This is a genomic window from Bradyrhizobium japonicum USDA 6 (assembly GCF_000284375.1).
GTDB classification, from domain to species: Bacteria; Pseudomonadota; Alphaproteobacteria; order Rhizobiales; family Xanthobacteraceae; genus Bradyrhizobium; species Bradyrhizobium japonicum.
The window spans coordinates 4,029,462-4,056,239 of sequence record NC_017249.1 but is presented as its reverse complement, the minus strand read 5'-3'; the positions used below and the strand labels follow the sequence as shown (position 1 = coordinate 4,056,239).

At 64.3% G+C, this 26,778-nt stretch carries 28 protein-coding genes and 1 pseudogene; 24 read left to right on the top strand and 5 right to left on the bottom strand.

Features of this window, described 5'->3' with window-relative positions; all coding sequences use genetic code 11:
* Positions 1-2: 2 nt before the first annotated feature.
* From BJ6T_RS18860 to BJ6T_RS18820, 9 genes are all read left to right on the top strand, one after another.
* Complete coding sequence (locus BJ6T_RS18860) at positions 3-1,265, top strand: 3-isopropylmalate dehydratase large subunit (protein ID WP_014494057.1); 1,263 nt, start codon at positions 3-5, stop codon at positions 1,263-1,265.
* Positions 1,262-1,759 carry a LeuD/DmdB family oxidoreductase small subunit gene (locus BJ6T_RS18855; protein WP_014494056.1) on the top strand — a complete coding sequence of 166 codons (498 nt, stop codon included), beginning with the start codon at positions 1,262-1,264 and terminating at the stop codon, positions 1,757-1,759. The genes BJ6T_RS18860 and BJ6T_RS18855 overlap by 4 nt, the downstream gene beginning before the upstream one ends.
* On the top strand, positions 1,756-2,934 hold the full coding sequence (locus BJ6T_RS18850; protein WP_014494055.1) for a pyridoxal-phosphate-dependent aminotransferase family protein: 1,179 nt from the start codon (positions 1,756-1,758) through the stop codon (positions 2,932-2,934). The genes BJ6T_RS18855 and BJ6T_RS18850 overlap by 4 nt, the downstream gene beginning before the upstream one ends.
* 31 nt (positions 2,935-2,965) lie before the next feature.
* Entirely contained in the window at positions 2,966-3,973 is a 1,008-nt protein-coding gene (locus BJ6T_RS18845; protein ID WP_014494054.1) for an extracellular solute-binding protein, read from the top strand.
* Positions 3,974-3,977: 4 nt separating this feature from the next.
* Entirely contained in the window at positions 3,978-5,039 is a 1,062-nt protein-coding gene (locus tag BJ6T_RS18840) for an ABC transporter ATP-binding protein (protein WP_014494053.1), read from the top strand.
* Positions 5,036-6,673 carry an ABC transporter permease gene (locus BJ6T_RS18835; RefSeq protein ID WP_014494052.1) on the top strand — a complete coding sequence of 546 codons (1,638 nt, stop codon included), beginning with the start codon at positions 5,036-5,038 and terminating at the stop codon, positions 6,671-6,673. The genes BJ6T_RS18840 and BJ6T_RS18835 overlap by 4 nt, the downstream gene beginning before the upstream one ends.
* A gap of 17 nt (positions 6,674-6,690) precedes the next feature.
* The gene (locus BJ6T_RS18830) at positions 6,691-7,746 is read left to right on the top strand and encodes a threonine aldolase family protein (RefSeq protein ID WP_014494051.1); all 1,056 of its coding nucleotides are present in this window, start codon (positions 6,691-6,693) and stop codon (positions 7,744-7,746) included.
* 450 nt (positions 7,747-8,196) lie between these two features.
* On the top strand, positions 8,197-8,427 hold the full coding sequence (locus BJ6T_RS18825) for a hypothetical protein (RefSeq protein WP_014494050.1): 231 nt from the start codon (positions 8,197-8,199) through the stop codon (positions 8,425-8,427).
* Positions 8,428-8,464: 37 nt separating this feature from the next.
* Positions 8,465-8,863: a hypothetical protein gene (locus tag BJ6T_RS18820; protein ID WP_014494049.1), complete on the top strand. Its 399-nt coding sequence runs from the start codon at positions 8,465-8,467 to the stop codon at positions 8,861-8,863.
* 151 nt (positions 8,864-9,014) lie between these two features.
* Here the strand turns inward: BJ6T_RS18820 and BJ6T_RS18815 are convergent, their stop codons facing one another.
* On the bottom strand, positions 9,015-9,572 hold the full coding sequence (locus BJ6T_RS18815) for an SET domain-containing protein (protein ID WP_014494048.1): 558 nt from the start codon (positions 9,570-9,572) through the stop codon (positions 9,015-9,017).
* 160 nt (positions 9,573-9,732) lie between these two features.
* Here BJ6T_RS18815 and BJ6T_RS18810 point away from each other — a divergent pair, with 160 nt between their 5' ends.
* Positions 9,733-10,338, top strand: coding sequence for a hypothetical protein (locus tag BJ6T_RS18810; protein WP_014494047.1), 606 nt, complete (start codon positions 9,733-9,735; stop codon positions 10,336-10,338).
* Positions 10,339-10,359: 21 nt separating this feature from the next.
* On the opposite strand, the gene BJ6T_RS18805 is transcribed toward BJ6T_RS18810, so the two are convergent.
* Positions 10,360-11,094: a TetR/AcrR family transcriptional regulator gene (locus BJ6T_RS18805; protein WP_014494046.1), complete on the bottom strand. Its 735-nt coding sequence runs from the start codon at positions 11,092-11,094 to the stop codon at positions 10,360-10,362.
* 106 nt (positions 11,095-11,200) lie between these two features.
* Here BJ6T_RS18805 and BJ6T_RS18800 point away from each other — a divergent pair, with 106 nt between their 5' ends.
* The 7 genes and pseudogenes from BJ6T_RS18800 to BJ6T_RS18770 all read left to right on the top strand — a co-directional run bounded on the left by BJ6T_RS18800 (position 11,201) and on the right by BJ6T_RS18770 (position 16,629).
* A complete protein-coding gene (locus BJ6T_RS18800) occupies positions 11,201-12,598 on the top strand; it encodes a carotenoid oxygenase family protein (RefSeq protein WP_028170580.1) in 1,398 nt (465 codons plus the stop codon).
* 74 nt (positions 12,599-12,672) lie between these two features.
* Positions 12,673-12,936 (top strand): hypothetical protein, encoded by a 264-nt coding sequence (locus tag BJ6T_RS18795; protein WP_014494044.1) that lies wholly within the window; start codon positions 12,673-12,675, stop codon positions 12,934-12,936.
* 76 nt (positions 12,937-13,012) lie between these two features.
* The gene (locus BJ6T_RS18790) at positions 13,013-13,588 is read left to right on the top strand and encodes a hypothetical protein (protein ID WP_014494043.1); all 576 of its coding nucleotides are present in this window, start codon (positions 13,013-13,015) and stop codon (positions 13,586-13,588) included.
* A gap of 12 nt (positions 13,589-13,600) precedes the next feature.
* The gene (locus BJ6T_RS18785; RefSeq protein ID WP_014494042.1) at positions 13,601-14,155 is read left to right on the top strand and encodes an inner membrane-spanning protein YciB; all 555 of its coding nucleotides are present in this window, start codon (positions 13,601-13,603) and stop codon (positions 14,153-14,155) included.
* Between the two features lie 105 nt (positions 14,156-14,260).
* Positions 14,261-14,557 carry a hypothetical protein gene (locus BJ6T_RS18780; protein ID WP_014494041.1) on the top strand — a complete coding sequence of 99 codons (297 nt, stop codon included), beginning with the start codon at positions 14,261-14,263 and terminating at the stop codon, positions 14,555-14,557.
* Positions 14,558-14,571: 14 nt separating this feature from the next.
* A pseudogene (locus BJ6T_RS49390) lies at positions 14,572-15,491 on the top strand (SH3 domain-containing protein).
* Between the two features lie 85 nt (positions 15,492-15,576).
* Positions 15,577-16,629, top strand: a complete 1,053-nt coding sequence (locus BJ6T_RS18770; protein WP_080593878.1) for a DUF3616 domain-containing protein — start codon at positions 15,577-15,579, stop codon at positions 16,627-16,629.
* Between the two features lie 55 nt (positions 16,630-16,684).
* On the opposite strand, the gene BJ6T_RS18765 is transcribed toward BJ6T_RS18770, so the two are convergent.
* Positions 16,685-18,340 carry a fumarate hydratase gene (locus BJ6T_RS18765; RefSeq protein WP_014494037.1) on the bottom strand — a complete coding sequence of 552 codons (1,656 nt, stop codon included), beginning with the start codon at positions 18,338-18,340 and terminating at the stop codon, positions 16,685-16,687.
* Positions 18,341-18,585: 245 nt separating this feature from the next.
* Between BJ6T_RS18765 and BJ6T_RS18760 the strand changes: the two genes are divergently transcribed.
* The 4 genes from BJ6T_RS18760 (at position 18,586) to BJ6T_RS18750 (ending at position 21,741) form a co-directional block, all read left to right on the top strand.
* Positions 18,586-19,059 (top strand): hypothetical protein, encoded by a 474-nt coding sequence (locus tag BJ6T_RS18760; protein WP_014494036.1) that lies wholly within the window; start codon positions 18,586-18,588, stop codon positions 19,057-19,059.
* A 259-nt stretch (positions 19,060-19,318) separates the two neighbouring features.
* Positions 19,319-19,489, top strand: coding sequence for a hypothetical protein (locus tag BJ6T_RS47280; protein ID WP_014494035.1), 171 nt, complete (start codon positions 19,319-19,321; stop codon positions 19,487-19,489).
* A 376-nt stretch (positions 19,490-19,865) separates the two neighbouring features.
* Positions 19,866-20,987, top strand: a complete 1,122-nt coding sequence (locus tag BJ6T_RS18755) for a helix-turn-helix transcriptional regulator (RefSeq protein ID WP_014494034.1) — start codon at positions 19,866-19,868, stop codon at positions 20,985-20,987.
* Between the two features lie 79 nt (positions 20,988-21,066).
* Positions 21,067-21,741 (top strand): methyltransferase family protein, encoded by a 675-nt coding sequence (locus BJ6T_RS18750; protein ID WP_014494033.1) that lies wholly within the window; start codon positions 21,067-21,069, stop codon positions 21,739-21,741.
* Between the two features lie 355 nt (positions 21,742-22,096).
* Here the strand turns inward: BJ6T_RS18750 and BJ6T_RS18745 are convergent, their stop codons facing one another.
* On the bottom strand, positions 22,097-22,804 hold the full coding sequence (locus tag BJ6T_RS18745) for a glutathione S-transferase (protein WP_014494032.1): 708 nt from the start codon (positions 22,802-22,804) through the stop codon (positions 22,097-22,099).
* A 200-nt stretch (positions 22,805-23,004) separates the two neighbouring features.
* Entirely contained in the window at positions 23,005-23,679 is a 675-nt protein-coding gene (locus BJ6T_RS18740; RefSeq protein ID WP_014494031.1) for a hypothetical protein, read from the bottom strand.
* 323 nt (positions 23,680-24,002) lie between these two features.
* Between BJ6T_RS18740 and BJ6T_RS18735 the strand changes: the two genes are divergently transcribed.
* Genes BJ6T_RS18735 through BJ6T_RS18725 form a run of 3 tightly spaced genes read left to right on the top strand, consistent with a single transcriptional unit; the run spans position 24,003 to position 26,703 of the window.
* The gene (locus BJ6T_RS18735) at positions 24,003-25,004 is read left to right on the top strand and encodes an NrtA/SsuA/CpmA family ABC transporter substrate-binding protein (protein WP_014494030.1); all 1,002 of its coding nucleotides are present in this window, start codon (positions 24,003-24,005) and stop codon (positions 25,002-25,004) included.
* Between the two features lie 14 nt (positions 25,005-25,018).
* Positions 25,019-25,843 (top strand): ABC transporter permease, encoded by an 825-nt coding sequence (locus tag BJ6T_RS18730; protein WP_202556870.1) that lies wholly within the window; start codon positions 25,019-25,021, stop codon positions 25,841-25,843.
* 20 nt (positions 25,844-25,863) lie between these two features.
* Positions 25,864-26,703: an ABC transporter ATP-binding protein gene (locus BJ6T_RS18725; RefSeq protein ID WP_014494028.1), complete on the top strand. Its 840-nt coding sequence runs from the start codon at positions 25,864-25,866 to the stop codon at positions 26,701-26,703.
* Positions 26,704-26,778: the final 75 nt, after the last annotated feature.

The following is a 26,778-nucleotide window of genomic DNA, read 5'->3' as shown; positions in this document are numbered from 1 at the left end:
CGATGGCCGGGCGCACGATTTCCGAGAAGATCCTCGCTCGAAAATCCGGGCAGGATGCGCATGCCGGGGACCTCGTGGTCTGCGAGGTCGATTGCGCGCTCGGCACCGACGGTTCGGTCCCGATGGCGCTCGACTATTTCAAGGCGATGGGCGGAGAGAACGTGCGCGATGCCGGCCGATTGGTCTTTGCGCTCGACCATTACGTGCCGCCGACAAGCCCGCAGACGATCGAGCTGCACCGCGTGATACGGGACTTCGCCAGGCGGTTCAGCGTCACGCTGCATGAAGTTGGCGAAGGAATCGGTCACCAGCTCATCGTGGAGACGGGCCGCGCTCTGCCGGGTGGTCTGGTCGTCGGAGCCGACAGCCATGCCGTGACATACGGGGCACTGAATTGCTTTGCGACCGGGATCGGCTCGTCCGATCTCGCCGCGGTCATGCTGTGTGGCCGGATCTGGCTGCGCGTGCCGGATTCGATCCGCGTCGTCCTGACCGGACAACTGCCGGGCGGCGTCTATGCGAAGGATATCGCACTGGCCCTCGCGGGCATGCTCGGCGCTGACGGTGCCGCCTATCAGGCACTCGAATTCGCAGGACCGGGGGTCGCCACCCTCGCGCTGGAGGACCGTCTCGTCCTGAGCAATCTTGCGGTCGAGATGGGCGCGAAGACCGGCATTTTCCCGGCCGATGCTGAAACCGTCGCCTATCTGCAGGGCCGCACCGGCCAGGCTTTCGAACCGGTCGCGGCGGATCCTGATGCGCACTACAGCCGGACCGTGGAGATCGCGCTCGACGCCCTCACACCACAGATTGCGTTGCCGCATCTGGTGGATCAGGTCGTGGCGCTCGAGGATGCGGCCGGCACGCCGGTACAGATGGTCTATCTCGGCACCTGCACCGGCGGCAGGTTACGCGACTTCCATCAAGCCCTCGCCGTGCTCGAGGCGGGTGGAGGCGTCGCGCCCGGCGTGCAGCTCGTGGTCACGCCGGCATCGCGCGAGGTCCGCGACGCCATGGCGGCCGATGGCACGCTCGACGCCCTGGTCGGCTTCGGCGCCACCGTGGTCGAGCCGGGCTGCGGCTCCTGCTGCGGGACTTGCGGGGTGATCCCCGGCGACGGGGTTTCGGTGATCTCGACCGCCAACCGCAACTTCAAAGGCCGCATGGGCAACGCCAAGGCATCGATCTACCTCGCCTCCCCGGCCGCTTGCGCGGCCGCCGCAACGCGCGGTGCCGTAACCGATCCTCGCAAGGTGTCGCGATGACAGCTCTGCGAGGACGCGCACGACTCGTCGGCGACGACGTCAACACCGACTCGATCATCAGTTCGACCCGCAAGCGTGAGAGCCTCGACCGCGCCGTTCTCAGGCAATTCCTGTTCGAGCATGTCGACCCGACCTTTGCAGCCTCTGTGCAGCCCGGAGACATCCTGGTGGCGGGCAAGAATTTCGGTTGCGGCTCGGCGATGGAGGTTGCGGTCACGACCGTGCTCGGGGCCGGCATTCCGGCGGTGCTGGCGCAAAGCTTCTCGCGCACCTACTACCGCAACGCGATCAACAACGGCCTGCTGCCGCTTGTCTGCGAAACCGGTGGGATTCGCGAGGGCGACATCCTGATCTCCGACGGCACCGGCGCGATCCGCAACGAACGCAGCGGTGAGACGCTCAGCCCGGAGCCGCTCCCGCCGATCATGCTGGCGATCCTGCGCGCGGGCGGCCTCGTTCCCTACATGCGTCAGAACGGTGACTTCAAGCTATGACGACCACAAACACTCCAAACGCCATCGCTGCGACGGGATACCGTCTTCGGCTTCCCGGCCCAACCGAAGTCCCCGAGCGGGTGCGGCAGGCGATGGCACGGGTGGTGGTCAACCACCGTGGTCCCGAATGCCGGACTGCGATCGGCGAAGCAGAGGAAATGATCCGCCCGATTCTGGGCACGACGAACCGCATCCTGTTCTTTGCCAGCTCCGGGACCGGCGTTATGGAGGCTGCGCTCGTCAACGTGGCCGGACCGGGCCATCGGATCCTCGTAGTCGAGCATGGTCAATTCGGTGAGCGTTTCACCACGATCGCCAAGGCCATGAACATCACCGTCGACACGGTCGCGATCGAATGGGGCCGGGCGATCGATGTCGCCGCGGTGGAAGCCCGATTGCGCGAGCACGCCTATCGCGCCGTCGTCGTCGTGCACAATGAGAGCTCGACCGGGATCGTGGCCGATCTCGCGGCGCTTGGCGCACTGGTGCGCGACCGACCAACGCTGCTCATCGCAGACTCCGTCAGCGGTCTCGGCGGCATCGCGATGCGGCAGGACGATTGGGGCGTCGACATCGTGGTCTCTGCATCGCAGAAAGCCTTGATGTGCCCGCCCGGCCTCGCACTTGCCAGCGTCAGCGCCAAGGCGTGGCGCGTGATCGGGCAGGACGAGCAGCGATCGGCCTTCTATTGGGATTTCCGTCGCGCGCTGAAATCCGCGGAGCAGAACGAGACCGCCTTCACGGCACCGGTGAGCCTCATCTATGGCCTGCGTGAGGCCTTGACGATGATGCACGAGGAAGGCTTCGCCAATGTGCTCGCGCGCCACAAGAAGCTCTCCGCCGCGCTGCGCGCCGGCGGCGCGGCGCTCGGACTCGCAGATTTTTGCCGCGATGAGCCACGCTCGAACACGGTCGTGGTTTTCAAGGTCCCCGACGGGCTCGAAGGCGGAGCCATCGTGCGGCAGCTCTACCAGGATCACCGCACGGTCATCGCAGGCGCCCGCAACCGTCTCTCCGGCCGTGTCATCCGGTTTGGCACGATGGGTGCTTTGAGCGCGGGGACCATTCTGACCGACCTTCTGCATCTCGAGGACGCACTCACGAAGTTCGGCCTGCCGATCGAACGCGGCGCCGGGCTCAAGGCGGCCACCGAGTACCTCGCCGCAACCGCATGAGCAATCGCTGAACCGACAAGGGCGAACCACGATGAGATCTCCTGCCTCCATCCTCGCCCGAGTCGTGACGCTCGCGGCATCGCTGTTCGCGGCCGGGCTGGCCTCGGCCCAGCAGAGCGTCGTGCTCTATTCGGCCAACGACGACACCGTGAACAAGCTTGTAGCCGAAGGCTTCGCCAAGGCGACCGGGATCAAGGTCGATGTGGTCTCGACCGGATCAGGTGTGCTGGTGCGCCGCGTCGCGTCCGAGGCCGCCAATCCGCAGGGCGATGTGATCTGGGGCGTCAGTGCGACGCTGCTGCGGCTCGCGAGCCCGCACCTTCAGGCTTACGCGGCGAAGGGCCGCGAAGCCGTGCCGGCGCAATTTCGCGATCCAAACGACCTATGGCTGGGCACCAACATCCAGGTTGTTGTGATCGGCCAGAACACCAAGGCGATCGACAAGGCCGGCGGGCCCAAAGCCTGGGCAGACCTCCTCGATCCGAAATGGAAAGGCAAGCTCGCCTTTACCGATCCGGCCAATTCCGGATTCTCATATGCGGCCGCGACCACGCTTCTCTCGCTGTGGGGCGCGGACGACGCGGCCTGGACCAAGATGGACGGGTTGCTTGCGAATGCGAAGGTGCTCAACCGCTCGACCCAGGTCTTCGACGGGATCGGCAGCGGCGAATATCCGCTTGGCATCACGCTCGAATACGCCGGCTTCCTGTGGGCCCATAACGGTGCGCCGGTGAGCGTCGCCTATCCGGCCGAGGGCACCTATGCGGGCGTCGAGGGCGCGGCCATCCTGAAAGGCGGACCGAACCCCGAGCCTGCCAAACGGCTTGTCGACTATCTGGCCAGCAAGGAAGTCCAGGAGATGTTGCTGAAGGCGACGTTCCGGCGCCCTGCCCGTCAGGATATCGAGCTCGAGGCAGTCGCACCGGGGATGCTGCCGTTCTCGGCGGTCAAGGTGCTGCCCTATGACGACACCAAATGGGAAGCGGCCCGTCGCGACACCCTCGCGCGGCTGAAGACCACGATCCAGAACACGCGCTGATCCGATGACGACGATCCGGATTGAAAACCTGACCCGCACCTTCGGCGCGGTGCGGGCCGTGGACGACATCTCGCTCGACATCAGGCATGGCGAGCTGTTCACGCTGCTTGGGCCGTCAGGCTGTGGGAAGACGACGTTGCTGCGCATGATCGCAGGCTTCGTCGATGTCGAATCCGGCTCCATTTGCTTCGACGGTAGGCGCATCGATGCTCTGCCCGCGCATCGCCGCGACACCGGCATGGTGTTTCAGAACTACGCGATCTTCCCGAACCACACCGTCGCCGAAAACGTGGCCTACGGGCTGAAGGCCAGGAAGGTTCCGGCTGCCGAGATCGCATCGCGCGTCGACAAGGCGCTCGAGCGGGTGCGCCTTGCAGGTTACGGTCCGCGGTCGCCACACCAGCTCTCCGGCGGTCAGCTGCAACGCGTGGCAATCGCCCGCGCGCTCGTGATCGAGCCCGCCGTGCTCCTGTTCGACGAGCCGCTGTCCAACCTCGACGCGCAGCTGCGCACCGAAATGCGGATCGAGGTCCGGCAGTTGCAGCAGGCGCTCGGCCTGACTGCGATCTACGTGACGCATGATCAGGAGGAGGCACTCGCCATCTCCGACCGCATCGCCGTCTTGCGTCACGGCAAGATCGAGCAAGTGGACACGCCGGAGCGCATCTATCGGATGCCGCAGACTGCCTTCGTCGCCGAATTCCTCGGCTCGACCAATATGGTGCCGGGCATCGCGGGAGCTTTCGACGGCCGTAACACGCCTGTCGCAGCAGCCGGAACGGAATTCACGGTCAGAGGCGAGGTCGCAGCGCCGGGCGCGCCGGTGTTGCTGTCGGTCAGGCCGGAGGCCCTGCAGCTGCGAGACGGTTCCGGTGACTCGCTTGTGCATGCGCGTCTGGCGCTGCGTGAATTTCTCGGCCCGGTACAACGCCTCCACGCGACCCTGCCGGACGGCACCCAGATTCGGATCTCGGCGCTCGGCGGCCAGGCGCTCGATCTCTTGCCCGGCGCGCCGCTCACCCTTGCCTACGACCCTGCCCAGATCACGGCGTATCCAGCACCATGAAACGCTTCGCCACCATCGTGACGCTGGCGGCCCTGGTTCTGCTCGCGGTGTTTCTGCTCTACCCGCTGGCGCTCGTCCTGGATGCAAGCTTTCGGATCGACGGCACGGGCGGCCTGACACTTGGGAACTATGCGGCGATTGTGAAGAGCCGCTACTATCTCGGCAGCATCGGCAACAGTCTCTTCTGCGCCGCGCTCGCGACGGCCTTCGCATGCGCGATCGGCATCCCGCTCGCCTTCTGCCTTGCCCGGATCGACATACCGGGCCGCGCGCTGCTGCTGACGCTTGCGTCCTTGCCGCTGGTCCTGCCCTCGTTCGTCAGCGCCTACGCCCTCGTGCTGCTGTTCGGCCATGCCGGCGTCGTCACCACTGCTCTGCGCGGCATCGGCATCCCGATCGGATCGATCTACGGCGTGCCCGGCATCGTCATCGTGTTCACGTTGACGCTCTATCCATACGTCGTCATGCCCGTGCTGGCCGGCTTCCAGGCCGTCGACGCCTCGATGGAGGAGGCAGCCCGCAATCTCGGCGGCTCACGGCCCTATGTGATCCGCACCGTGCTGCTGCCCATCGTGATGCCGGCGATCCTTGCCGGCGGACTATTGGTGTTCATTGAGGCACTGGAGAATTTCGGCGTGCCAGCGGTGCTGGCTGAGGACCGGCCGTTCCTGGCCGTCGACATCTTCAAGCTGTTCGCCGGCGAATCTGATGCCAACCCGGCCGCGGCGGGCGCACTCAGCGTGCTCCTGATCGCCTGCACGGCGATCGCACTGCTCGTTCAGCGGCACTACCTCGGCAAGCGCCGGTTTTCGACCAATGCCCGCAGCGCGCCCGCGAAGCTGCCTCTGACGCCCGGACTGCGGCTCACGGCCACGATCGTGAGTTGGGGCATCGTGATTGCCTCGCTGCTGCCGTTCGCGGCCGTGTTGATGATCTCCCTCCTGCGCTTTCGCGGGCCCGTCCTGACCTGGGAGTTCGGATTGGGCAATTACGCCACCCTCTTGTCGGGCTCCTATCGGCCGCTGCTCAACACGCTGACGCTCGCCAGCATCGCGGCCGTCGCCACCATGCTGATCGGCGCTCCGATCGGCTATGTCGTCGCCCGGCACCGCTCGCGCCTGTCGGGATTGCTCGATTTCGTCGGCATGGTGCCGTTTGCGGTCTCGGGCACGATCCTGGCGATCGGGCTCATCATCGCGTTCAACAGCGGTCCGTTGATTCTGACCGGCGGCTGGCTGATCCTGGTCATCGCCTATGTCGTCCGCAAGCTCCCCTTCGCGATCCGGTCGTCCTCGGCAATCGTGCACCAGCTCGATCCCTCGCTCGAGGAAGCCTCGATCAATCTCGGGGTCTCGCCGAGCAAAACCTTCGCGACCCTGACCGTGCCGTTGATGGCCAGCGGCCTTGTCGGCGGGCTGGTGCTGGTCTGGATCACCGCGGCATCCGAGTTGAGCGCAACCATTGTGCTCTATGCGAGCGGCTGGGTCACCACGACCGTCGTGATGTACCATGCCATCGAGGGCACCGGCGCGGGTCTAGCGGCCGCCGCGGCCGCGGTGCTTATCCTCGTCACCGCAGTCCCGTTGCTCCTGATCAATCGGCGCATCAACAAGCAGGAATCAACCGTGATATGACGGCAGGACAGGACGGTATGAACGACGCAGCCCCGACGCTCCCGAATTTCCGCAGCGACAATGTCGCGCCGGTCAGCCCCGAGATTCTGCGAGCGATCGCCGAGGCCAATCGCGGCCCGGCCGCCGCCTATGGGGACGACGATTATTCGAGATTGTTGAATGCGCGCTTCTCGGAGCTGTTCGAGACCGCGGTCACCGTGTTCCCGGTCTCGACCGGTACGGCGGCCAACGCCTTGTCACTCGCGAGCTGCGCGCGGCCCTATGGCGCCATCTATTGTCACGAAGAGGCGCATATCCACACCGCGGAAGGCGGCGCGACCGAAGCCTTCACCGGTGGCGCGAAGCTCGTCGCCATGTCCGGCCGAAATTTTCGGATCGAGCCGTCGAGCCTGCGCGAAGCGCTGGGTGGGGCGGCCTGGGGAGTCCGCAACCGCTCCCAGCCCGATGCGGTGTCGATCACTCAGGCCAGCGAATATGGAACGATCTATCCCCTCGCCGAGATCGCCGAAATCGGAGCAATCGCCCACGACAGGAATCTGTCGCTGCACATGGATGGCGCCCGGTTCGCCAACGCGCTGGCGCGGCTCGATTGCAGCCCGGCCGACATGACATGGCGCGCGGGCGTCGACATCCTGTCCTTCGGGGCGACCAAGAATGGGGCGATGTCGGCGGATGCGATCGTGGTGTTCGACCAGGATCTCGTCGAATCCCTGTCCTATCGGCTTCGCCGCGCCGGCCAGACCTCGTCGAAGATGCGCTTTGCGTCTGCACAGCTGCTCGCCTACGTCGAGGATCGCCTTTACCTGCGGCTCGCGGCGAAGGCCAATGCCGTGGCCGCGCGTCTTGGAGCGGGTCTCGCTGCGCTGCCCGACGTTCAGCTCATTGCGCCAGTGGAAGCCAATCTGGTTTTCATCAACCTGCCCACTTTTGCCATTAACCGTCTTGCAGCGAGCGGGCTGCAATTCGCGCGAAGGGGCCAGGACGTGATCCGGTTCGTGGCTCGCTTTGACAGCACCGAACAGGAAGCCGACGAGGTCATCGCGCTTGTCCGTCGCGCAATTGCAGGAAGCTGAGAGCGATCATTCCTTCGATCGTTCTGCAGATGATTGCCCCGCCCACCGTCACCCACGCGTCTACAGCCTTCCAGTTTTCGATTGCAGCTCCTGCGCAACAAGAGCATCGCCTGGCAAGCGACACGCGCTCAACCAGCTGCCACGCCCGTTGGCTGCACTGAGATCTTCTTTGATCTCCCGGTGCACATGTCGCGCACATGCCGCCTTCTAACCGATTGAAAAACTTGAACTCTCTCTCCAATCCATCATTGGACAGATCGCGCTGACCATTCGCGGAAGCCGACCGGCGGCAAATCGTATGCGTTGGCAGCACAACTCAAGACCGCGAACTCATGAGCTATGGCGGCATCACGTCGCCAAACGCTGTCGCGAACGGGCGCATTGTTTACCCGCGAGGTAATCGAATTGGTCCCCGCCAGGGCGCATCTTCGGTCGCAACAGGAGATGACCATGATCGCGCTGCTGCTCTACCGGACCATCGCAGACCACCTTGTTCCCTGGGCAGTGACGCTCGCGACCCGCATGCTGGCGCGCAGCCTCAACATGCCCGAGCCGCTGGTGCATTCGACTGGCCACTATGTCGTCGCGCAGGTCACAGCCTTCGAGCACGGCGTCGGCAAGAGCCTCTGCCCGTTCCGTCTCGCCCGCCTGCTCCGCGCCTGGTGGCGCGGACGGCACTGAATTCACCCCCAAGCCCAACGCAACCATGGAGACCACGATGATCGACGCATCCACCTTCCTGCGCCGCGCGCTTCTCGCCGACGCCATCTTCAGCGGCGTCGCCGCGCTCGGCTTCACCTTCGGCGCAAGCGCGTTCGCATCGCTGTTCAACCTGCCTGAAGCGCTGCTGCGCGAGACCGGCCTGTTCCTGATCGCCTACACCGCGCTGGTCGGCTGGCTTGCCTCGCGCGCCTCCATGGCGAGGCCGCTCGTGCTTCTGGTCGTGGTCGGCAACGCGGCCTGGACGGTCGGCAGCATCGCGCTGCTCTTCTCGGGCGCGGTGTCGCCGAACATCGGCGGCGAGCTCATGGTTGTCGCGCAGGCAATTGCGACCGGCGTGTTTGCCGAGCTGCAATATGTGGGATTGCGGAAGAGCCGGAGTGTGGTGGCGGTGTGAGACCGCCGCACTGGCATTCTCAGTCGTCGCCCGGCTTGACCGGGCGGCGCGGTATTCCAGAGACGGTAGACGTATGCGGATGGGCTGCGGCGTACTGGATGCCCTCGGTCAAGCCGGGGCATGACAGCGGAGGTGGGCCATCACCGCATTGCTACGCCCGTGCGCGACCGTTCTTCTTGCCGACGGCGTGGCCGTTGAGCTTCTTCTTGCCGGCCTTCGCGCCCGTCTTCTTGGCCTTGGCTTCCGTGCGCGCCTTCACTTTGGCGCGTTCGGCACGGGCCTCGGCGCGCAGCTTCTTGCGCTTGGTCTCGCAGGAAGGGCATTTGCAGCCGATCGGCTTCAGATAGGCTTTGAAATAATCCGTGCCGTAGTCGTAATTGATCTCGTCGCCCGGCTCGATGTTCCTGATGGCGCGGATGAAGACCTTGCGCTCGCGCGGCCGGACGTCCGACTCGGCGTTAGGGCGGCAGGAATGGTTGATGTAGCGGGCGAGGTTCTTGCGCACCGAGCCGTCGATGGTCCAGCGGTTGTTGAGCTCGAACAGGTACTTGTTCTCGATCTCGTCGTGCGCGGGAATCCGCGAATCCAGGATCGGTCCGAAATAACGGATGATCCGGGTCCCCTTCTTGATCGGCATGGTGGCGAAGAGGCCAAGTCCGGTCTTGGAACGGCCGACGCGATAGGATTTGCTGGAAGCGATGGCTGGCATGATCGAATGAGATGTCGCGGACGAAGCGTGGTAAGCGCAACGGAAGGCGCCCTTCTAGAACGATTCCGCGCCGCTGTCAGGTACATCCCGCCTCTGTTTGAACCTTGCCCACAATGAAGACGTCTGATGGAGGGAGTTCCCTCTGTATCAAGGCATCGTCATGAAGCGTATCGCGTTCCATTGCCTGACCGTGCTGCTGACTTGCCTGAGCGCGGGTCACGTCGCCGCCCAATCCATGGGCAGCACCTATTCCTCCACAGCACCAAAAGACTGCCGCCAGATCGGCAAGCCCAGCGAGCTCGACGGCAGCACCACGCGGGTCTGCCCGGGAAAAAACGGCCTGATCGTGCTGATCGCCGAGGATGATCTGCGCGAAATCGTCTCGGTCGGCCGCAATCGCAAGGCCGCAGCGGAGGAACCGGCGGCAAAGGTCTGGTTCGCGCCGTTCAATTCATCGGAGGCCACCGTCGAATGGCGTAGCGCGGGCGCGAAGCCGTTTGCCATGATCCAGCGCTGGCACATCGCCGATAGCACCGATCCCGACAAGCAGGGACGGCCGAACACCAAGGCCATGCTCGTCGTAACGCGGCTGCCGCCGGGGCCGGTCTGCCACGTCGCCTATGTCGATGCCATCGCCAATCCCACCGCCAATGAGCTCGCGCGCAAGGCGGCCGACGATTTCGCCCGCAGCTTCACTTGCGGCAAGGACGAGGTGAAGATCATGGGAAACAGTGGGCGCGCCGTCGAACTGGCGACGATCCGCTAGGGCAGCGCCCGCCCGAAGGCGCTATACCGGCAGCTTCGCCGTGATGGGCGCCGTCAGCATCGCCTCGAGCAACTGTTCGGCCGTCGTCCCCTCGGGCAGCCGCCCCAGAATGTCCTCGAGACGGCCGTCGAGCAGCAGCATGGTGAAGCCGTGCACCATCGACCAGGCGCGCGCGATCGCGGCGCCCTGGTTCAGCGTCAGTGCGTCGCCGCTGATCTGCTCCTGCCGCATCATCCCGATGGCATTGGCAAGGCCGGCGAAAGAGGCTTCGGCCGCCTCGTGCAGCGAGGGCCTGGAATAATCGAGCCGTTCGGTGCGGAACATTATGCCGTACATGCCGGGATGGGCCTGCGCATAGGCGACATAGGCCTTCGGCCGCGCCAGCGCGCGCTCCAGCGGCGTGGTGGCGGCGTCGCAGGACGAGGCCATCGCCGCGTTGAACTGGCGGAAGCCGACGGCCGCGAGCTCGCTGAGCAGGCCGGTGAGATCGCCGAAATGGTGGGTCGGCGCGGCATGCGAGACGCCCGCCTCCCGCGCCACTGCGCGCAAGGTCAAGCCGGACAGCCCGTCGCGCTCCAGCACCCGTTCGGCGGCGTGGAGCAGTGCCTCGCGCAGGGCGCCGTGATGATACGGCGTCTCCGTCTTCGCTACTGCCGGACGGCGTGCGGAACGCGCCTGCGCGCTCGCGGCCGACGATGTCTTGCGTGGGGTACGCGGCTTGCGCGCTGTTTCGCTCTTGGTGTCGCTCTTGCCCATTTGCAAGCTATATGACGCAATATTGACAGTGTAAAGATTTCACTTGACGAATCCGGCAATCGGCATTATCCAATCTTTACGATGTAAAGATAGGGAGGGATACGCCGTGCAGCATGACGCAGTTGCCGAACGCCGCCATAACCTCGGTCCGATTCCATTCGAAGCCGATGCGCCATTCCTCAAAATCGTCGGGGAATTGCCGCGCGATCTGAATGGCGTGCTCTATCGCAACGGTCCCAATCCGCAGTTCGATGCGCCCGGTGCGCACTGGTTCGTCGGCGACGGCATGCTGCACGCCTTCCACCTCGAGAACGGCCGCGCCAGCTATCGCAACCGCTGGGTCCGCACGCCGAAATGGCTGGCCGAGCACGATGCAGGCCGCGCGCTGTTCGGCGGCTTCGGCCGCAAGCTGCCGGATGCCCCGCAAAACCTCACCGACGGCGGCGTCGCCAACACCAACATCATCTTTCATGCCGGCAAGCTGCTCGCGCTGGAAGAAGCGCATCTGCCGACCGAGATCGAGCCGGGCACGCTGGCGACCCGCGGCTATCACAATTATCAGGGTCGCGTCGCCGGCAGCTTCACGGCGCATCCGAAGGTCGACCCGGTCACCGGCGAGCTCGTGTTCTTCGGCTACAACGCCGCGGGTCCGCTGACCCCTGCCCTCTCCTACGGATCAATCGACGCCTCCGGCAAAGCGACGCGCTTCGAACGTTTCGAGGCGCCCTATGCCAGCATGGTGCACGACTTCATCGTCACCGAGAACCATGTGCTGTTTCCGATCCTCCCGATCACCGGCAGCATGGAGCGCGCGATGAGCGGACGGCCGCCTTATGCCTGGGAGCCGGACAAGGGCGCCTATGTCGGCGTGAGGAAGCGCAACGGCACGGCGAACGACATCGTCTGGTTTCGCGGTGAAGCCTGCTACGTCTTCCACGTCATGAACGCGTGGGAGGACGGCAGCCGCATCGTCGCCGACGTCATGCAGTTCGAGGAAGCGCCGCTGTTTCCGCATCCCGATGGCCGGCCGACGGATCCGGAGAAATCACGCGCCCGCCATTGCCGCTGGATGTTCGATCTCTCAGGGAAGACCGACCGCTTTCAGCAGACCTATCTCGACGATCTCACGGGCGAATTCCCCCGCATCGACGACCGCCGCGCGGGATTGAAAAACCATCACGGCTGGTACGCCTGCGCCAATCCGCGGCTGCCGATGTTCGGCGCGCTGTCGGGCATCGTCCATGTCGACGGCAACGGCAGACGGCTCGGTCATTATCTGCTGCCGGCCGGCGATACCATCTCCGAGCCGGTGTTCGTCGAGCGCGCGGCGGATGCAGCAGAAAGCGACGGCTGGCTGCTGGCGGTGGTCTGGCGCGCGCGGGAGAACCGCAGCGACCTCGCCGTGTTCAATGCCACCGATGTCGAAGCCGGTCCCGTTGCGCTGGTGCAGCTCGGCCACCGCGTCCCCGACGGCTTTCACGGCAATTGGGTGGGCGCGCAGTAACTCTTGTCATTCCGGGGCGCGACGACGTCGCGAGCCCCGGAATGACATCGCGGACGTCACCAAAGAGGCCTCGCATGCACATGCCCTCGATCACCGCGGATTGCCTTGCCGTCCTCGCCCTGGCCTGCGCCGCGCTCGCACTCCGGATGATCCGGCTGCGACGGAGCGGCTATGTCATCTTCAACGGCGGCATCTTGCTCTCGGTCGGCCTCCTGCTCGCCGCCGCGCTGCCGATCCTGTCACGCCTGCCCTGGGCGGAATTCGCCGACGAGGCATCCGACCAAGCCATTGCAGCACTTCATTTTTTGGAAGTTGCCTACGTTATTTTGACACTGTAAAGATTTCGCTTGACCCGGCATCGCTCCTGATTTATTTATCTTTACATCGTAAAGATTAGCCAGACCGAGGCGGCTCATGGCGATTTTCCTGATCCTCGCGCCCTACGGCGCCTACACTTTCCTGATGCTGGTGACGTCGGCCACGATCAGCGTGTTCGCCGCGTCTGCAATCTGCCTCGCCACCATCACAATCGATGTCGCACGCGGCCGCTCCGTGAAGATCCTGGCGATGGGCTCGGCAATCGTATTCGCCGCAATCGGCCTCTACCTCGCGCTGATCGACCCGAAGCTCGGCACGCTGGGCGTCAAGCTGTCGGTCGATATCGGCATCTTCGTCATCTCGCTCGGCTCGATGCTGGTCCGCCACCCGTTCACGCTGCAATATGCGGTTGAAACGGTCCCGGCCGAGACGGCGGCGATGCCCGGATTCCTCACCGCCAATTACGTCATTACCGGCGCCTGGACCGCCGCCGCGCTGTTGATGATGGCCGCCAACATCGCGCTGCTCTACGTCCCCGGCCTGCCGCTCTGGTCGGGCCTTGCGGTCGCCTTCGCCGCCCGCAACAGCGCGATCTACTTCACAAAATGGTATCCCGAGTATCGCCAGATCAAGTACGGTGCGCCGGCCAGCGCAATGCCCAACACCCGCTGAACAGGACAGACGATGAAGGACGTATTCGCCCGCCTCGCCTCCGACTTTCTCTCCGCCATCGTTTTCCTGGTCATCTACCTCATCACCGACAACGTCGTCCTGGCCACGTCGGTGGCGATTGCCGGAGCGATCGCGCAGGTGATCTACGCGCGCGTGAAGGGGCAGCAGCTCAATTACATGACCTATGCGAGCCTCGCGCTCGTCGTCGTGCTGGGCACCGTCACCCTGCTGACCAATGATCCCCGCTTCATGCTGGCAAAGCCCTCGATCGCGCATTTCGCCATCGGCGCCATCATGCTCAAGCGCGGCTGGATGCTGCGCTACATGCCGCCGATCGTCGTCGAGACCGTTCCGGAATATGTCACGGCCGCGGGCTATGCCTGGGCGTTGCTGATGTTCGTGATCGGCGCCGGCATGATCGCGGTCGCCTCCACTGGCGATCTGAAACTATGGGCGTTCTACATCACGGTGGTCGCAGGCGGTGCCAAGATCCTCGCCTTTGCCGTGCAGTATGTCGTGCTTCGCCTCATTGTCACCAGCCGGCGCCGTGCCGCCGCCCGCGCCTAAATGCCTCCAAGTGAGGGTTAGGCAGCTGCTGCGAGTTGCGCTATACGCTCGGTCAGGGAAGGGTCGCGGATCGTCGCTGCCCGCCGGGATTTCTGGGAGACACGAATGGCCGTGGACGGCAACTGGACTCTGACCATGACGACGCCCATGGGCGAGCGCAAGGCCACGCTGACCTTGCTGAGCTCCGGCGGCACGCTGACCGGAACGCAGGGCGCCGACGGCAATTCGGCCGAGATCTTCGACGGCGCCATCAGCGGCGACGCCGTCAACTGGAAAGTCTCGATCACCAATCCGATGCCGTTGACGCTCGAGTTCATCGGAACGGTGTCCGGCGACAGCATGAGCGGCGAGATGGGCATCGGCCCGATGGGCAGCTTTCCCTTCACGGGCGCGCGCGCATAGGCTCGTTGCGAACCGTGCGCGTGCTCCGTCTCATCGCGGCAGCGATCCTGTGTGTCGCGACGCAAGCGGCGCGCGCGGATGACACCGAACCGGCGTGGCGCGCAAGCGCGCTCGCCATGGTGCCGGCGGGCTATGTCGCCGGCACGGCCTACCGGACCGAAGGATCGACCGGCTACCTCGCCGTCTATCCGGCCTCGTCGAACGATCCGAAGACATCGGCAAGCGTGTTCGCTGCGCGCCAGGCCCTCGTCGTCACACTGACACCGGATGCGACGCGCGCGGTCTCGGTCGATCTGAAGCCGCGCAGCGGGCCGGATCCTGACAACGACGATACCGATTCGCAAAGCTCCACGCCGATCTCGCCGCCAGGCGCGCAACGCTGCCCGATGGCACCGAGCCCTGCGATCTCGGCGCCTGGTCCATCGACAAGGATCCTGATGGCCTCAACGTGCGTGCCGAGCCCTCGGTGAAAGCGCGCGTGCTCGGCACGCTACCGCCACCCTATCGGCTGAAGCTTGGCGGCGCCGAGAACACGCCCGATGGCGGCTGGCTCACCGAATTCCGCATCATCGGCTTCAAGGATGACTGGTTCCTGATCGAAGGCGCCAAGCCGCCGGGCAAGGATTACGAGGACGAGAAGAGATATCCGCGCAGCGCGCCAAAACCCTATGCGGGGCGCGGCTGGGTCGCGTCCAACAAGGTCGGCGCGTCCTATGCCAACGGCGCGACGCGCATGGGCGGACTTTTCCAGGCGCCGTTCGTCGATGCGAAATGGATGCCGGCCCAGCGCGAGTTCGGGGGCCCAATCGACACCGACGGCGGCCCGAAGCGCCTGCTCGCCTGCAGCGGCCTCTGGGGCCTCGTCGAGAGCCAGGACGGCGTCCGCGGCTGGTGGCGCTCGCTGTGCTCGAACCAGGTTACGAATTGTAGCTGACGGGAGACCGTGCTCCGCGACATTCTCACCCTTGCCTTCCTCACAATTCAGGATTGTATTTGAGGATGGCGCCCGGGAGGGAAGCATGCCCGACAGCATCACGCGCGTATCTCACCGATCACTGACGGCCTCGTTCGTTTGCATTCTGCTGGCAGCAACAATGTCGGCCGGGCGCGGCGAACCATTGCCGCCGAAGGTTGCTCCGGAAGCAACGACCTGGAAGCCCGCCTCGATCTTCAAGGAGAATGAGAAGGGCGAGACATTCAAGGATCAGCCGCGCATGAACCTGAGCGGCGCCGCTTGCGTACCGACCACGCCGAAATTCACATCGTGCCTGATTGCCAATGACCAGCAGAAATATGCGCAGTTCTTCTCGATCGAAGACAAGATGCTCGTGCCGCGAGACGTCGTTCTGCTTTCGGATGAAGACAAGGACCCCGATGCCGAGGGCGTCGCTTATGACGACGGCTTCTTTTATGTGACCGGCTCGCATGGCCGAAGCCGTCACAGTGACAAGAAAAATCTATCGAGTTACGTCGTGTTTCGGTTTGCCGTGGATTCGCGAACCGGGGCTCCCAAGACCAAACCTAACGCCAGGAACGTCGATGGCGTGGAGTCGAGCTCGCGGCTGCGCAAGGTGCTTAAGAACGACGACGACGTCGAAGCCTATTTCAACGAGCCGCTTGCAGAGGGCGGTGTCAACATCGAAGGGATAGCGGTCAGGAACGGCCGCATGTACTTCGGACTGCGAGGACCTTCGGTGAAGCGTCGCGCCTACGTGCTCAGCGTCAACGCGGATGCGCTCTTCACCAAACACGGCGATCTCAAGCCTGACACCGCATCGCTCGACCTCGGGGAGAATACCGGGATCCGGGACCTGGCCGTCGTCAAGGACGGCGTGTTGATACTCGCAGGCCCGACGCGCGACGAAGGCGTTCCCTATACCGTCTGGCTGTGGGACGGCAGCAGCGAGACTGCCGCCAAGCCTCTGGCGACGCTCGACCTGAGCAAGGTCAAGGAAGGCGCCAAGGCGGAAATTCTGCTTCCGCTCGAGGAAGACGCAACCAGCATCCGCGTCCTCGTCATGTTCGACAGCGTCGAAAATGGCGGTGCCCGGTCGTTCAAGATAAAGCGCTGAGCCTGCGCCCTCACCGTCCGCCGGTCCAGGACCGGCGGACGGTGGGCGAGCTTGATTAGCCCAGATTCAATTCCTTGAAGAAGTCATTCCCCTTGTCATCGATGATGATGAACGCCGGGAAATCGACGACTTCGATGCGCCAGATCGCTTCCATGCCGAGTTCGGGATATTCGAGCACCTCGACCTTCTTGATGCAGTGCTCGGCGAGGTTCGCAGCCGCACCGCCGATCGAGCCGAGATAGAAGCCGCCATACTTCTTGCAGGCCTCGCGCACGGCAGGCGCCCGGTTGCCCTTGGCCACCATCACCATCGAGCCGCCGGCCGCCTGGAACTGGTCGACGAAGGAATCCATGCGGCCCGCGGTGGTCGGGCCGAACGCGCCGGAGGCGTAGCCCTCGGGCGTCTTGGCGGGACCGGCGTAGTAGACCGGATGGTTCTTGAAATAGTCCGGCAGCGGCTCGCCCCTCTCGAGGCGCTCGCGCAGCTTGGCATGCGCGCTATCGCGCGCGACGATCATGGTGCCGGTCATCGAGACCCGCGTCTTCGTCGGGTACTTCGAGAATGTCGCCAGGATATCCTTCATCGGCTGGTTGAGGTCGATCTTGACGACCTCGCCGCCGAGCGACTGCTCGACCTGCGGCAGATATTGCGCCGGATTGTGCTCGAGCTCCTCGAGATAGACGCCATCCCTGGTGATCTTGCCGAGCACTTGCCGGTCGGCCGAGCACGACACGCCGAGCCCGATCGGCAGCGAGGCGCCGTGGCGCGGCATCCGGATCACGCGCACGTCGTGGCAGAAATACTTCCCACCGAACTGCGCGCCGACGCCGAGCGACTGCGTCATCTTGTGGATTTCCTGCTCCATCTCGACATCGCGGAAGGCGTTGCCGTCGGGCGAGCCGTGGGTCGGCAGCGCGTCGAGATAGCGGGCGGAAGCGAGCTTCACCGTTTTCATGCACAGCTCGGCCGAGGTGCCGCCGATCACGATGGCGAGGTGATAGGGCGGGCACGCCGCGGTGCCCAGCGTCAGGATCTTCTCCTTCAGGAACGCGAGCAGCCGGTCCTTGGTCAGCACCGAGGGCGTGGCCTGGAACAGGAAGCTCTTATTGGCAGAGCCGCCGCCCTTCGCCATGAACATGAACTTGTAGGCGTCGTCGCCCTCGGCGTAGATCTCGCACTGCGCCGGCATGTTGTTGGCGGTGTTCTTCTCCTCGTACATCGACAAGGGCGCGACCTGCGAGTAGCGCAGATTGCGACGCAGGTAAGCGTCGCGCGCGCCTTCCGACAGCGCCGCCTCGTCGTCACCGTCGGTGATGACGTTGCAGCCCTTCTTGCCCATGATGATCGCGGTGCCGGTGTCCTGGCACATCGGCAGCACGCCGCCGGCCGCGATGTTGGCGTTCTTCAGGAAGTCGAGCGCGACGAACTTGTCGTTCGGGCTCGCCTCGCCGTCCTCCAGGATCGCGCGGAGCTGCTTCAGATGGCCGGGGCGCAGATAGTGATTGATGTCGCCGAAGGCCGCCTCCGACAGCGCCCGCAGCGCCTCGCGCGACACCACCAGCATGTCCTTCCCCAGGACCTTCTCGACCCTGATACCCTCGGCCGTGATCTTCTTGTAGGGCGTCTCGTCCTTGCCCAACGGGAACAGCGGGGTGTGCTTGTAGGGCGGAACGGGTTTTGCGGGATCGGGGAAGGCGGTGGGAGCGTTCATGGGCAAATCTCGGGGTTTTGGAGCCCTCGCGGGCCTCTAAGCGTAGAAGCGTTCTAAGCTTTTTACCGCGAATGGAAGGCGTTCTGGCGCGGCCGAGGCATCCCGATTCGGCGTCACGACGGCCCTTTTTGGTGGCCGTCGGCCGGACGCAAGGTGGCGATGACCGTCCCCGGCAGGCTCTGGATGCACCCCTTGCGCTCGGCGCGCGACGAAGGTTGAATGCGCGGCCTAAGGGGCTTTTCATCATGATTTTCAAACTGAACGTCCGCGGCGCGATCCTGGTCGCCGCCGCCATCACCGGCCTTGTGACCCTCGTCTCGCCTGCCCGCGCGGATCGCTGCGACGACAGCGCCAAGGAGCTGGCGAACCAGGTCGAGCGCCTCAAGGTGAACTTCCGGGCCGCCAACATCGTCTACCTCTCGCACCCCGCGGCCAAGGAGCTGTCCGTGGGTTGCCGCGGCGACAAATATTCCATCGAGCTCTATGCCAAGGGCGATCGCAAGCCGACGCCGGAGTTCTTTTCACTGGTGGGGTCGATGGCGGCGATCGTCTTCACCGTCACGAAGGACGACACCACGACGGGCGCGACACGCTGCCTGAAGCGGATGGGACTGTTGCGCGGCGACAAGGTCGTCATGCGCTACCGCCGGCTCAACATGGAATGCACCCGTACCAAGACGGATGCGTCCATCGCGATCACGCGCGGCAAGGACGAGTAGACGACACTCGCTCTTTCCACACGCTCCGTCATTGCGAGCGAAGCGAAGCAATTCAGAATCCCTCCGCGGTGACAGTCTGGATTGCTTCGCTGCGCTCGCAATGACGAGGAGAGAGCCGCGGTCCTCTCAGATCGCGCACTCGCGGGACCAGGAACGGCATCCCACCGCACCAACTCCCTCGCATTTTAACGATTGGCTTGACGGAAGCTTCGCTCCTCGCAGCGCAAGGTCGATTGTTTCCATGTGTGAGGATTTGTGGATGAGCGTCTCTACCGTTGCGCCGCCGCCGATCGCGATCGTGGTGCCGAGCTACGACACGACCAAGCAGCAGGACGACCAGAAGACCAAGGACAACGACCCGACCTACAAGCCGCCGCCGCCCGCGCCGCTGCCGCCGGGTCAGGGCACACGGATCGATCAGCTCGCCTGATCAGGGCCCGTCAAAGATGAAACGCCCGATCCGGTCGATCGGGCTTTTCGCGTGTCCGGCCGCATCTTCGCCGGATAGCGGGACCAATATCGTGCGCGGCTGACCTGCGCATGATCGCAAAATAGCCGTTGCAGAACACGATCACCGCCGCGGCCATGGGCGCGCTGCTGTTGGCTTGCGCCGGAACGATGCACTGGCCCTCGGCCTGACTGTTCCCGCGCCACTTCCGTCCGGCTCGTTCCTCCCGGCACCTCGCTCAGCGCCCGCCAGGGCTGCGAGAGCGTCTTCAAGTGTGATCCGGCTCATCAAATTTCCACATCCGGCGTGCTCATCTGTGAGGCCGAACGAGCCCATCCATCCGTTCATGGACACGCCTATGGAACTGAATGAAAAGCTGCTCTCGCTGGTGACGGACATCTACGATGCAGCGCTCGACGATACCCGATGGACGGCGACACTTGGCAGCATCGTCGACCTGGCGGGCGGCCAGAGTGGCGGTCTGGTCTGGATCGGGGCAGCCGGCAAGGCCGTGATCTCGCATGCCGTCGGTGTCGAACCCGCCTATGTTCAGTCCTACATCGAAACCTACGAGCCATTCGATCCGTCGCGCAGCGTGCTCCACGCCGCGGTCGGCCAAATCCAGACGATCAGGGACTGGATCGACGTCGACGAATTCCGGACGACCACATTCTACAACGAATGGGCGCGGCCGCAGCGTCTCGAGGACGCCGCCAACATCCTGATCGGCAAGTCCGCCGAGGGAATATCCCGCCTCTCGATCATGAAGGGCGGCGGTCCGGTCGATCGCAGAATGTATCAGACGATCTCGCACCTGACGCCGCACATGCAACGGGCCATGCTCGTCAGACAGAAGCTGCAGCGGCAGAATGCATTGGAGACGACGTCGGTCCGCACGCTCGACGCTCTGCGCACCGCCGTTCTACTGCTCGATGCCGACGGTCATGTCACGCACGCCAATGCAAGCGCGCGAGAGCTTCTGGACGAGGCCGACGTCCTTCGTTCGCTCCATGGCCGGCTCGTGACGTCGGACCTGAATGCCGATCGGATGCTGCGGCAGGCACTGGCGGGCACGGCTCTCGGCGACCGGTCGATGATGAACGCGAACATCTCGCTGCATCTGACGGCCCGCAACGGCTCGCATTATGTCGGGAATCTCCTGCCGCTCACCGCTGGACGCCGGCAAATGTTCGGGACCAGCTATGAGGCCTGCGCCGTCCTTTTCGTCAGCAAGGCAGCGCTCGAGACGATCGTCGCGCCCGACCTCATCCGGAAGCTCTTCAAGCTGACACCGGCCGAGCTGCGCGTCTTCCTGGCCATCGTCGAAATCGGCGGGGTTCCCGACGCGGCCAGAAGCATGGGCATCGCCGAAACGACGATCAAGACCCATCTCACCAGGATCTTCACGAAGACCGGAACCAAACGACAGGCGGATCTGGTTCGGCTGGTGGCGGCCTTTACATCACCCATCAAGATCTGAAGCCAACCCTGCCCCACCGGCCGCATGTTGCCCGAAGAATGTTATCAATGCACCGGCGCACGACTGAACCAGATCGAACATGATCGCAAAACTGCTGTTGCAGAACACGATCACCACCGCCGGTATGGGCGCGCTGCTGTTCGCTTGCGCCGGGACGATCCATTGGCCTTCGGCCTGGGTGTTCCTCGCCACCTGCGCCCTGCTCGGCCCGCTCTGCGGCTGGTGGCTTTATCGGGTTGATCCGGCGCTGCTCGCCGAACGTCTGCGGCCGGTCCTGCAAAAGGACCAGCCCGCCGCCGACAAGGCCTTCATGATCGTCTTCGTCATTGCGATGCTGGCCTGGCTGGCTGCGATGGGGCTCGACCGGCGCACACAATTCTCCGATATGCCGGTTGCGTTCCAGGCGCTCGGTCTCGTGCTGTTCGTCCTGTCGACGCTGTTCATCCTGTGGGTGTTTCGCGAGAACTCGTTCGCCGCGCCCGTAGTGAAGCTCCAGGCCGAGCGCGCACAACGCGTGGTCTCGACGGGGCCTTACGCGCATGTGCGCCATCCCATGTACAGCGGCATGATCCTGTTCTTCGCCGGCGTGCCGCTGCTGCTGGGCTCGTGGTGGGGCCTCGTGATGGCGCCGGTCATCGTCGTCTTGTTTGCTATCCGCATCGGCATCGAGGAGCGCACGCTGCGCGAGGGCCTGCCGGGCTATTCCAACTATATGACGCGCGTGCGCTATCGCCTGCTGCCCGGCATATGGTGAGGGCCCACTCCCCTCGGCACTGCACGGAAAAGCGTTCTCTCTCCTCCGATCGACTGACGTCGCCGCAACCGAACCTCGCTAGAGGGACCCGCAACGGGAGGCGCGACGATGTTCTGCAAGCCCCCCTGCCCCGACGAGCTTGATCTCGCTCTCGTTTCCGACTCTTCAGACGATCGAGTGGCTCCGAGGCCTTTAGCGCCGATCGGAAGCCACGACGCGTTCGGGCGATTGATCGCGCCCGAAACGGCTGGTCCGGAACGGGGGCTGCCGCCGGCCTCCGTCCGGACCGGCTAGAGTTTCTTATTTCGACGCGTTTTCTTCACGCGAACCGGTATCCACTTCGCTCGAAAACGCTCTAGCCATCGAGCTCGCGATAGCGGCGGAAGATGCCCTGCTCGTTGAAGGGGATCCGGCGCGCGCTCGCCAGATAGGTCTTGATGTTCGGCCGCGCGGCGATGCGGTCATGCAGATCGACGAGGCCCGGGATATTTCCCTCGAACGCCTTCATGCGCTTGGGGAAGGCGTAGCGCAGCCCGGCGACGATCTGGAACAGCGAGAGATCGACGTAAGTCAGCCTGCGACCGGTGACATAGACACCGCCATTACCGACGAGAATCTCTTCGAAATAGCCGAGATATTTCGGCACGCGCTCGTCCCAGAACTCGGCCGTGCGCTTCTTCGCCGGCGCCTTCTGATCTTCATAGTACATCGAAGGCCCGAGTGGATGATGGGTGTCGTGGATCTCGACCACGAGATCGGTGATGGTGAGCTGAAGCTGGTGCACCCAAAGCTTGCCCGCTTCCGTCTTCGGCGCGAGCCCATGACGGGCGCCGAGATAGAGCAGGATGTTGGCGGTCTGGCCGATGACGAGCTTGCCCGCTTTCAGGAACGGCGGCGCGAAGGGCGGCGTACCCTCATGCGCGTCCATCATCTTCATCATGGCGCTGGTGCCGCGCGCGCCCCGCGCGACATCGACATAAGCCGCCCCCGCCTCCTCCAGCGCCAGCCGCACATATTCGCCGCGGCCCTGGATCTCGGGCCAATAATAGAGCTCGTATTTCATGGGAGGGGTCCGTGAGCGTGGAAGCGGTCGGACCAATGTAGCATGCGGCCGAAGGTTCCGTGAGAGCGAGACGGAACGGCGGCACCACTTACTCCGTCATTGCGAGCGCGAGCGAAGCAATCCGGAATCTTTCCGCGGAGACAGTCTGGATTGCTTCGCTACGCTCGCAATGACGCGGGGAGAGAGCTGCGCGCCCTAACTCAATTCGCCGCGAAACAATACAGCAGGCCGTCGCCGCCGGTGCTCTTCAGATCGGCCTGCGAGCAGCCGCCGTCGGGACCGCGCGAGGGGTGAGAGCTGTTCCAGGACTTTGACGGCTCGTCATCGCGCAGGCCCTTGCGATCGGCATGGCCGACGACCGCCGCGCCCTGCGTGCTCGACGTCCAGTTCCTGCAGGTCTTGTCGTCACCCGCGGCAAAAGCGGTGCCGTCCGGTTGCGATCCCGTGAGGATATCGTGCCGGTTCGGCGTGTCGCCGGCGCCGTTGATGACCTCGCCCTTCTCGCTGAGCGCGGTCTGCTTGGTGAGATTATTGGCCGCGCCGTGCAGGTCGGCAACGTCCTTGGCAATCACCGCACCCTTGGCATTCTGCCACGGTCCCTTGCCAATGCGGTCCTTGGCATTGACGGCAGGCTTGCCGTCAGCGGCCTGCGCCGAGAGATAGGCGCGCCAGGTCTTGGCGCCGGCGCCGCCGGCCTGCGCCAGCTTCTGGCACTGCGCATCGGCTCCCTCCAGGCCGCCGAGATCGGCGCCCTTGCCCGGGCCGCTCGAGGTCACGAAGAAGGTCATGTCGGCCGACTGCGCCCGCACCGATGGACTTGCGAAGACCGCGAGCGCAACGCCTGCTGGCACGATGACCCTGGCAATAATGCTCATCCTATCCTCCCGATTGTTCCTGCGATTGCGCCTGGCTGGACGGTCTTTGACCCGCTGACATGAACCCGTCGCGACAGACATTATTCCAGCGGCCATCCGCCGCACGCGCATCACCTCGAGCGGCGGCGCACGACCGGTCGCTCCGAGCGCCATGTCGATTAATTGCTTCCCGGGACGGTAGCGCCGGGCGAGCATACCAACGTGGGGCCGATCCTCAAGAGATCGCCCAGGAGAGGACGCGGGAGTCCGCTGCGGGGCCGTTCAGGGCGGCATCCGCGATCACATCGGGGCTGCCGCCGGGCGCGGCGCGAGGGGAGATCGTCATGCACTGGAACACCGTCCGCCCAATTGCGGCAATTGCCGGCTATGCCGCGCTTTGCTGCCTTGCCATCAGTCCGGGCTGCGCCGCGGCCGCGGAATTGCTCAAAGCCCGGCTTGCGCAAAACCTCGCGCCGATCTCCGGCCTTGCGATCATCGCCAAATCGAAAGGGATTTTCGAAAAGCACGGACTGGACATTACGGTTTCGAACTTCACGTCCGGCAAGCAATGCCTGGACACCGTGATCGGGGGCGGCGCCGACATCGCGACAACGGCGGAGGCGCCGGTCACCGCTTCGGCGATGGCAAACCAGCCCATCGCCTTCGTCGCCGGCATGGAATATTCCGACCTCAAGACGGTCGTTGCGGCCAAAGCCGGCGTCAAGACCAAGGCAGACCTGCGCGGCAAGCGAATCGGATTCACTGCCGGCACCGGCAGCGAGGTCTACACGGCGACGTTGCTGAAGTCGGCGGGATTGACTCCCAAGGATGTCACCCTCGTCAATCTGCGGCCGCAGGAGATGCTGCCGGCGCTTGCGGCCGGAAGCATCGACGCGATCGACACTTGGGAACCCCACATCGCCAACGCCAAGAAGGCCCTGGGCGAAGCCGCCGCTGAACTCGATACAAAGGGCACTTACTCCGAAACGTTCAACATCGTTGTCATGAGGACCTATCTGGATGCCAACCCGGCGCTGGTTGGGAAGTTCATCGCTGCGCTGATCGACGCCGAGATCTGGATGAAGGCACACCAGGATGAAGCGATCACGGTCGTGGCGGACGCGGTCGGCATGAAGCGGGACGATCTCGCTCCGATCTGGACCGACTATGTTTACCAGGTGCGTCTCGACGACCGGCTGATCGAGATTCTCAAGACCCACTCAGCATGGCGCCTCGAGAGCGGCAACCATCCTCCGGGAGCGGCGATGCCCGACTTCAGCAAGGTCGTCGTCGCCGAGCCGCTGAAGAAGGTCGACCCCGCACGCGTCACGCTCTCGTGGAAATAGGCACCCGCACGGCCATGCAGGACGGCACTTCAGCAGGACAGGAGATTGTCCTCCGCACTGACGGTCGCGGTCGGCGGCCGGATTCAGCTCGTCTTCGCCGCCTCAATATTCTGGTCGGGGCGCTTTCGCTTCCCTTGTTCGTCGGCCTCTGGGAACTGGTCTCCCGGTCCGGGGCCGTCAACATGGTGCTGTTTCCGCCGCCGACGGTGGTTGCTGCGGCGGTCCTTGAGTGGATACGAAGCGGACAGTTCCTTGGCGATCTGCTGGCCAGCCTCTTTCGCGTCACCACGGGGTTCATCCTGGGCGGCGCGCTCGGCATCCTGCTCGGTATCCTCACCGGCCAATTCCCTGTTGTTTCGAGCTTGCTGTCCCCGCTATTCCATATCCTGCGGCCAATTCCGCCGATTGCTTTCGTGCCGATCGTCATCCTGTGGTTCGGCCTGTCGGAGGCAGGGAAACTGTTCCTGGTCGTATGGGGCGTGTTCTTCACGGTTTGGCTTTCGACCCACATCGGCGTGCAGAAGGTCGACCGCGGCCTGATCCGGGCGGCGTTGATGCTCGGCACGCCCCGGCGGCAGATGCTCCAGGAGATCGTGCTGCTGGGCGCGCTTCCTTACATCGTGGTCGGGTTGCGCACCGCCGTCAGCATCTCGTTTTACACGCTTGTCGCCGCCGAACTCGCAGGCGCTTTCGCCGGCATTGTCTACAGGATCGAGATTGCGCAGCAGAATTTGCAAACGGGCCAGGTCATGGGCGGGCTCGCAGCGCTCGGGTTGATTTCGTTCGCTGCCGACCGGCTGTTTTCGGCTCTTGCGGAACGTACTGTCTGGTGGCGTTGATGTCGGGAGCTCGATCGATCATGAAACTGGCTCTGGCAAGTTCGCCGGCCTCCGTCGAACCGGCGCGGAAACAACCGGCCATTCAAGTCTCAAACCTGAGCATCGTTTTTGACACCCGCCGCGGGCAGACCATCGCGGTGGATCGCGTGTCCTTTGACGTGGCACCTGGCGAGTTCGTTTGCATCGTCGGGCCCTCCGGCTGCGGCAAGTCGACGGTGCTCAATACGATCGCCGGACTGGAAGTGCCGTTTGAAGGCGACATCCTGGTAGAGGGCTCGCGTGTCTACAGCCCGCGCCCCGATGTCGGCATGGTGTTCCAGCAGCCGCATCTTTTCCCCTGGAAGTCGGTCCGCAGGAACATCGCCCATGGCCCCAAGATGCTTGGGAAGTCCAGGATGGAAGCGAATGCCATCGCCGACGATCTGATCGCGATGGTCGGTCTCAAGCGTTTCGCCGACGCCTATCCGAACACGCTGTCCGGGGGCATGCAACAGCGGGTCGCGATCGCGCGAGCGCTGGCCAATCAGCCCCGCGTACTGCTGATGGACGAGCCCTTCGGGGCCCTCGATGCGCAGACCCGGGCGGTGATGCAGGACAATCTGCTGGAGCTGCGCGACCGGATCAAGGCGACGATCGTGTTCGTCACGCATGACATCGATGAAGCCATCGTGCTGGCCGACCGTGTTCTCATCATGAGCGCAGGACCCGGCCGCATCCTGCGCGAAGTCGCGGTCAAGCTGCCGCGCCCGCGGTCGAGTTCTGTCATGGTCGAGCCAACCTATCTTTCCCTCAAGAAGGATTGTCTCGACGTCATCCGCGCAGAAGGGTTGCGGGCATTCAATCAGTCGGACGCGAGCTGATCGCCCAGAACTTGGAAATCGAGAAGCAGCCCGCAGCACGCTGGCATGGTTCTTGAATAATCGATGCCGGGTCTC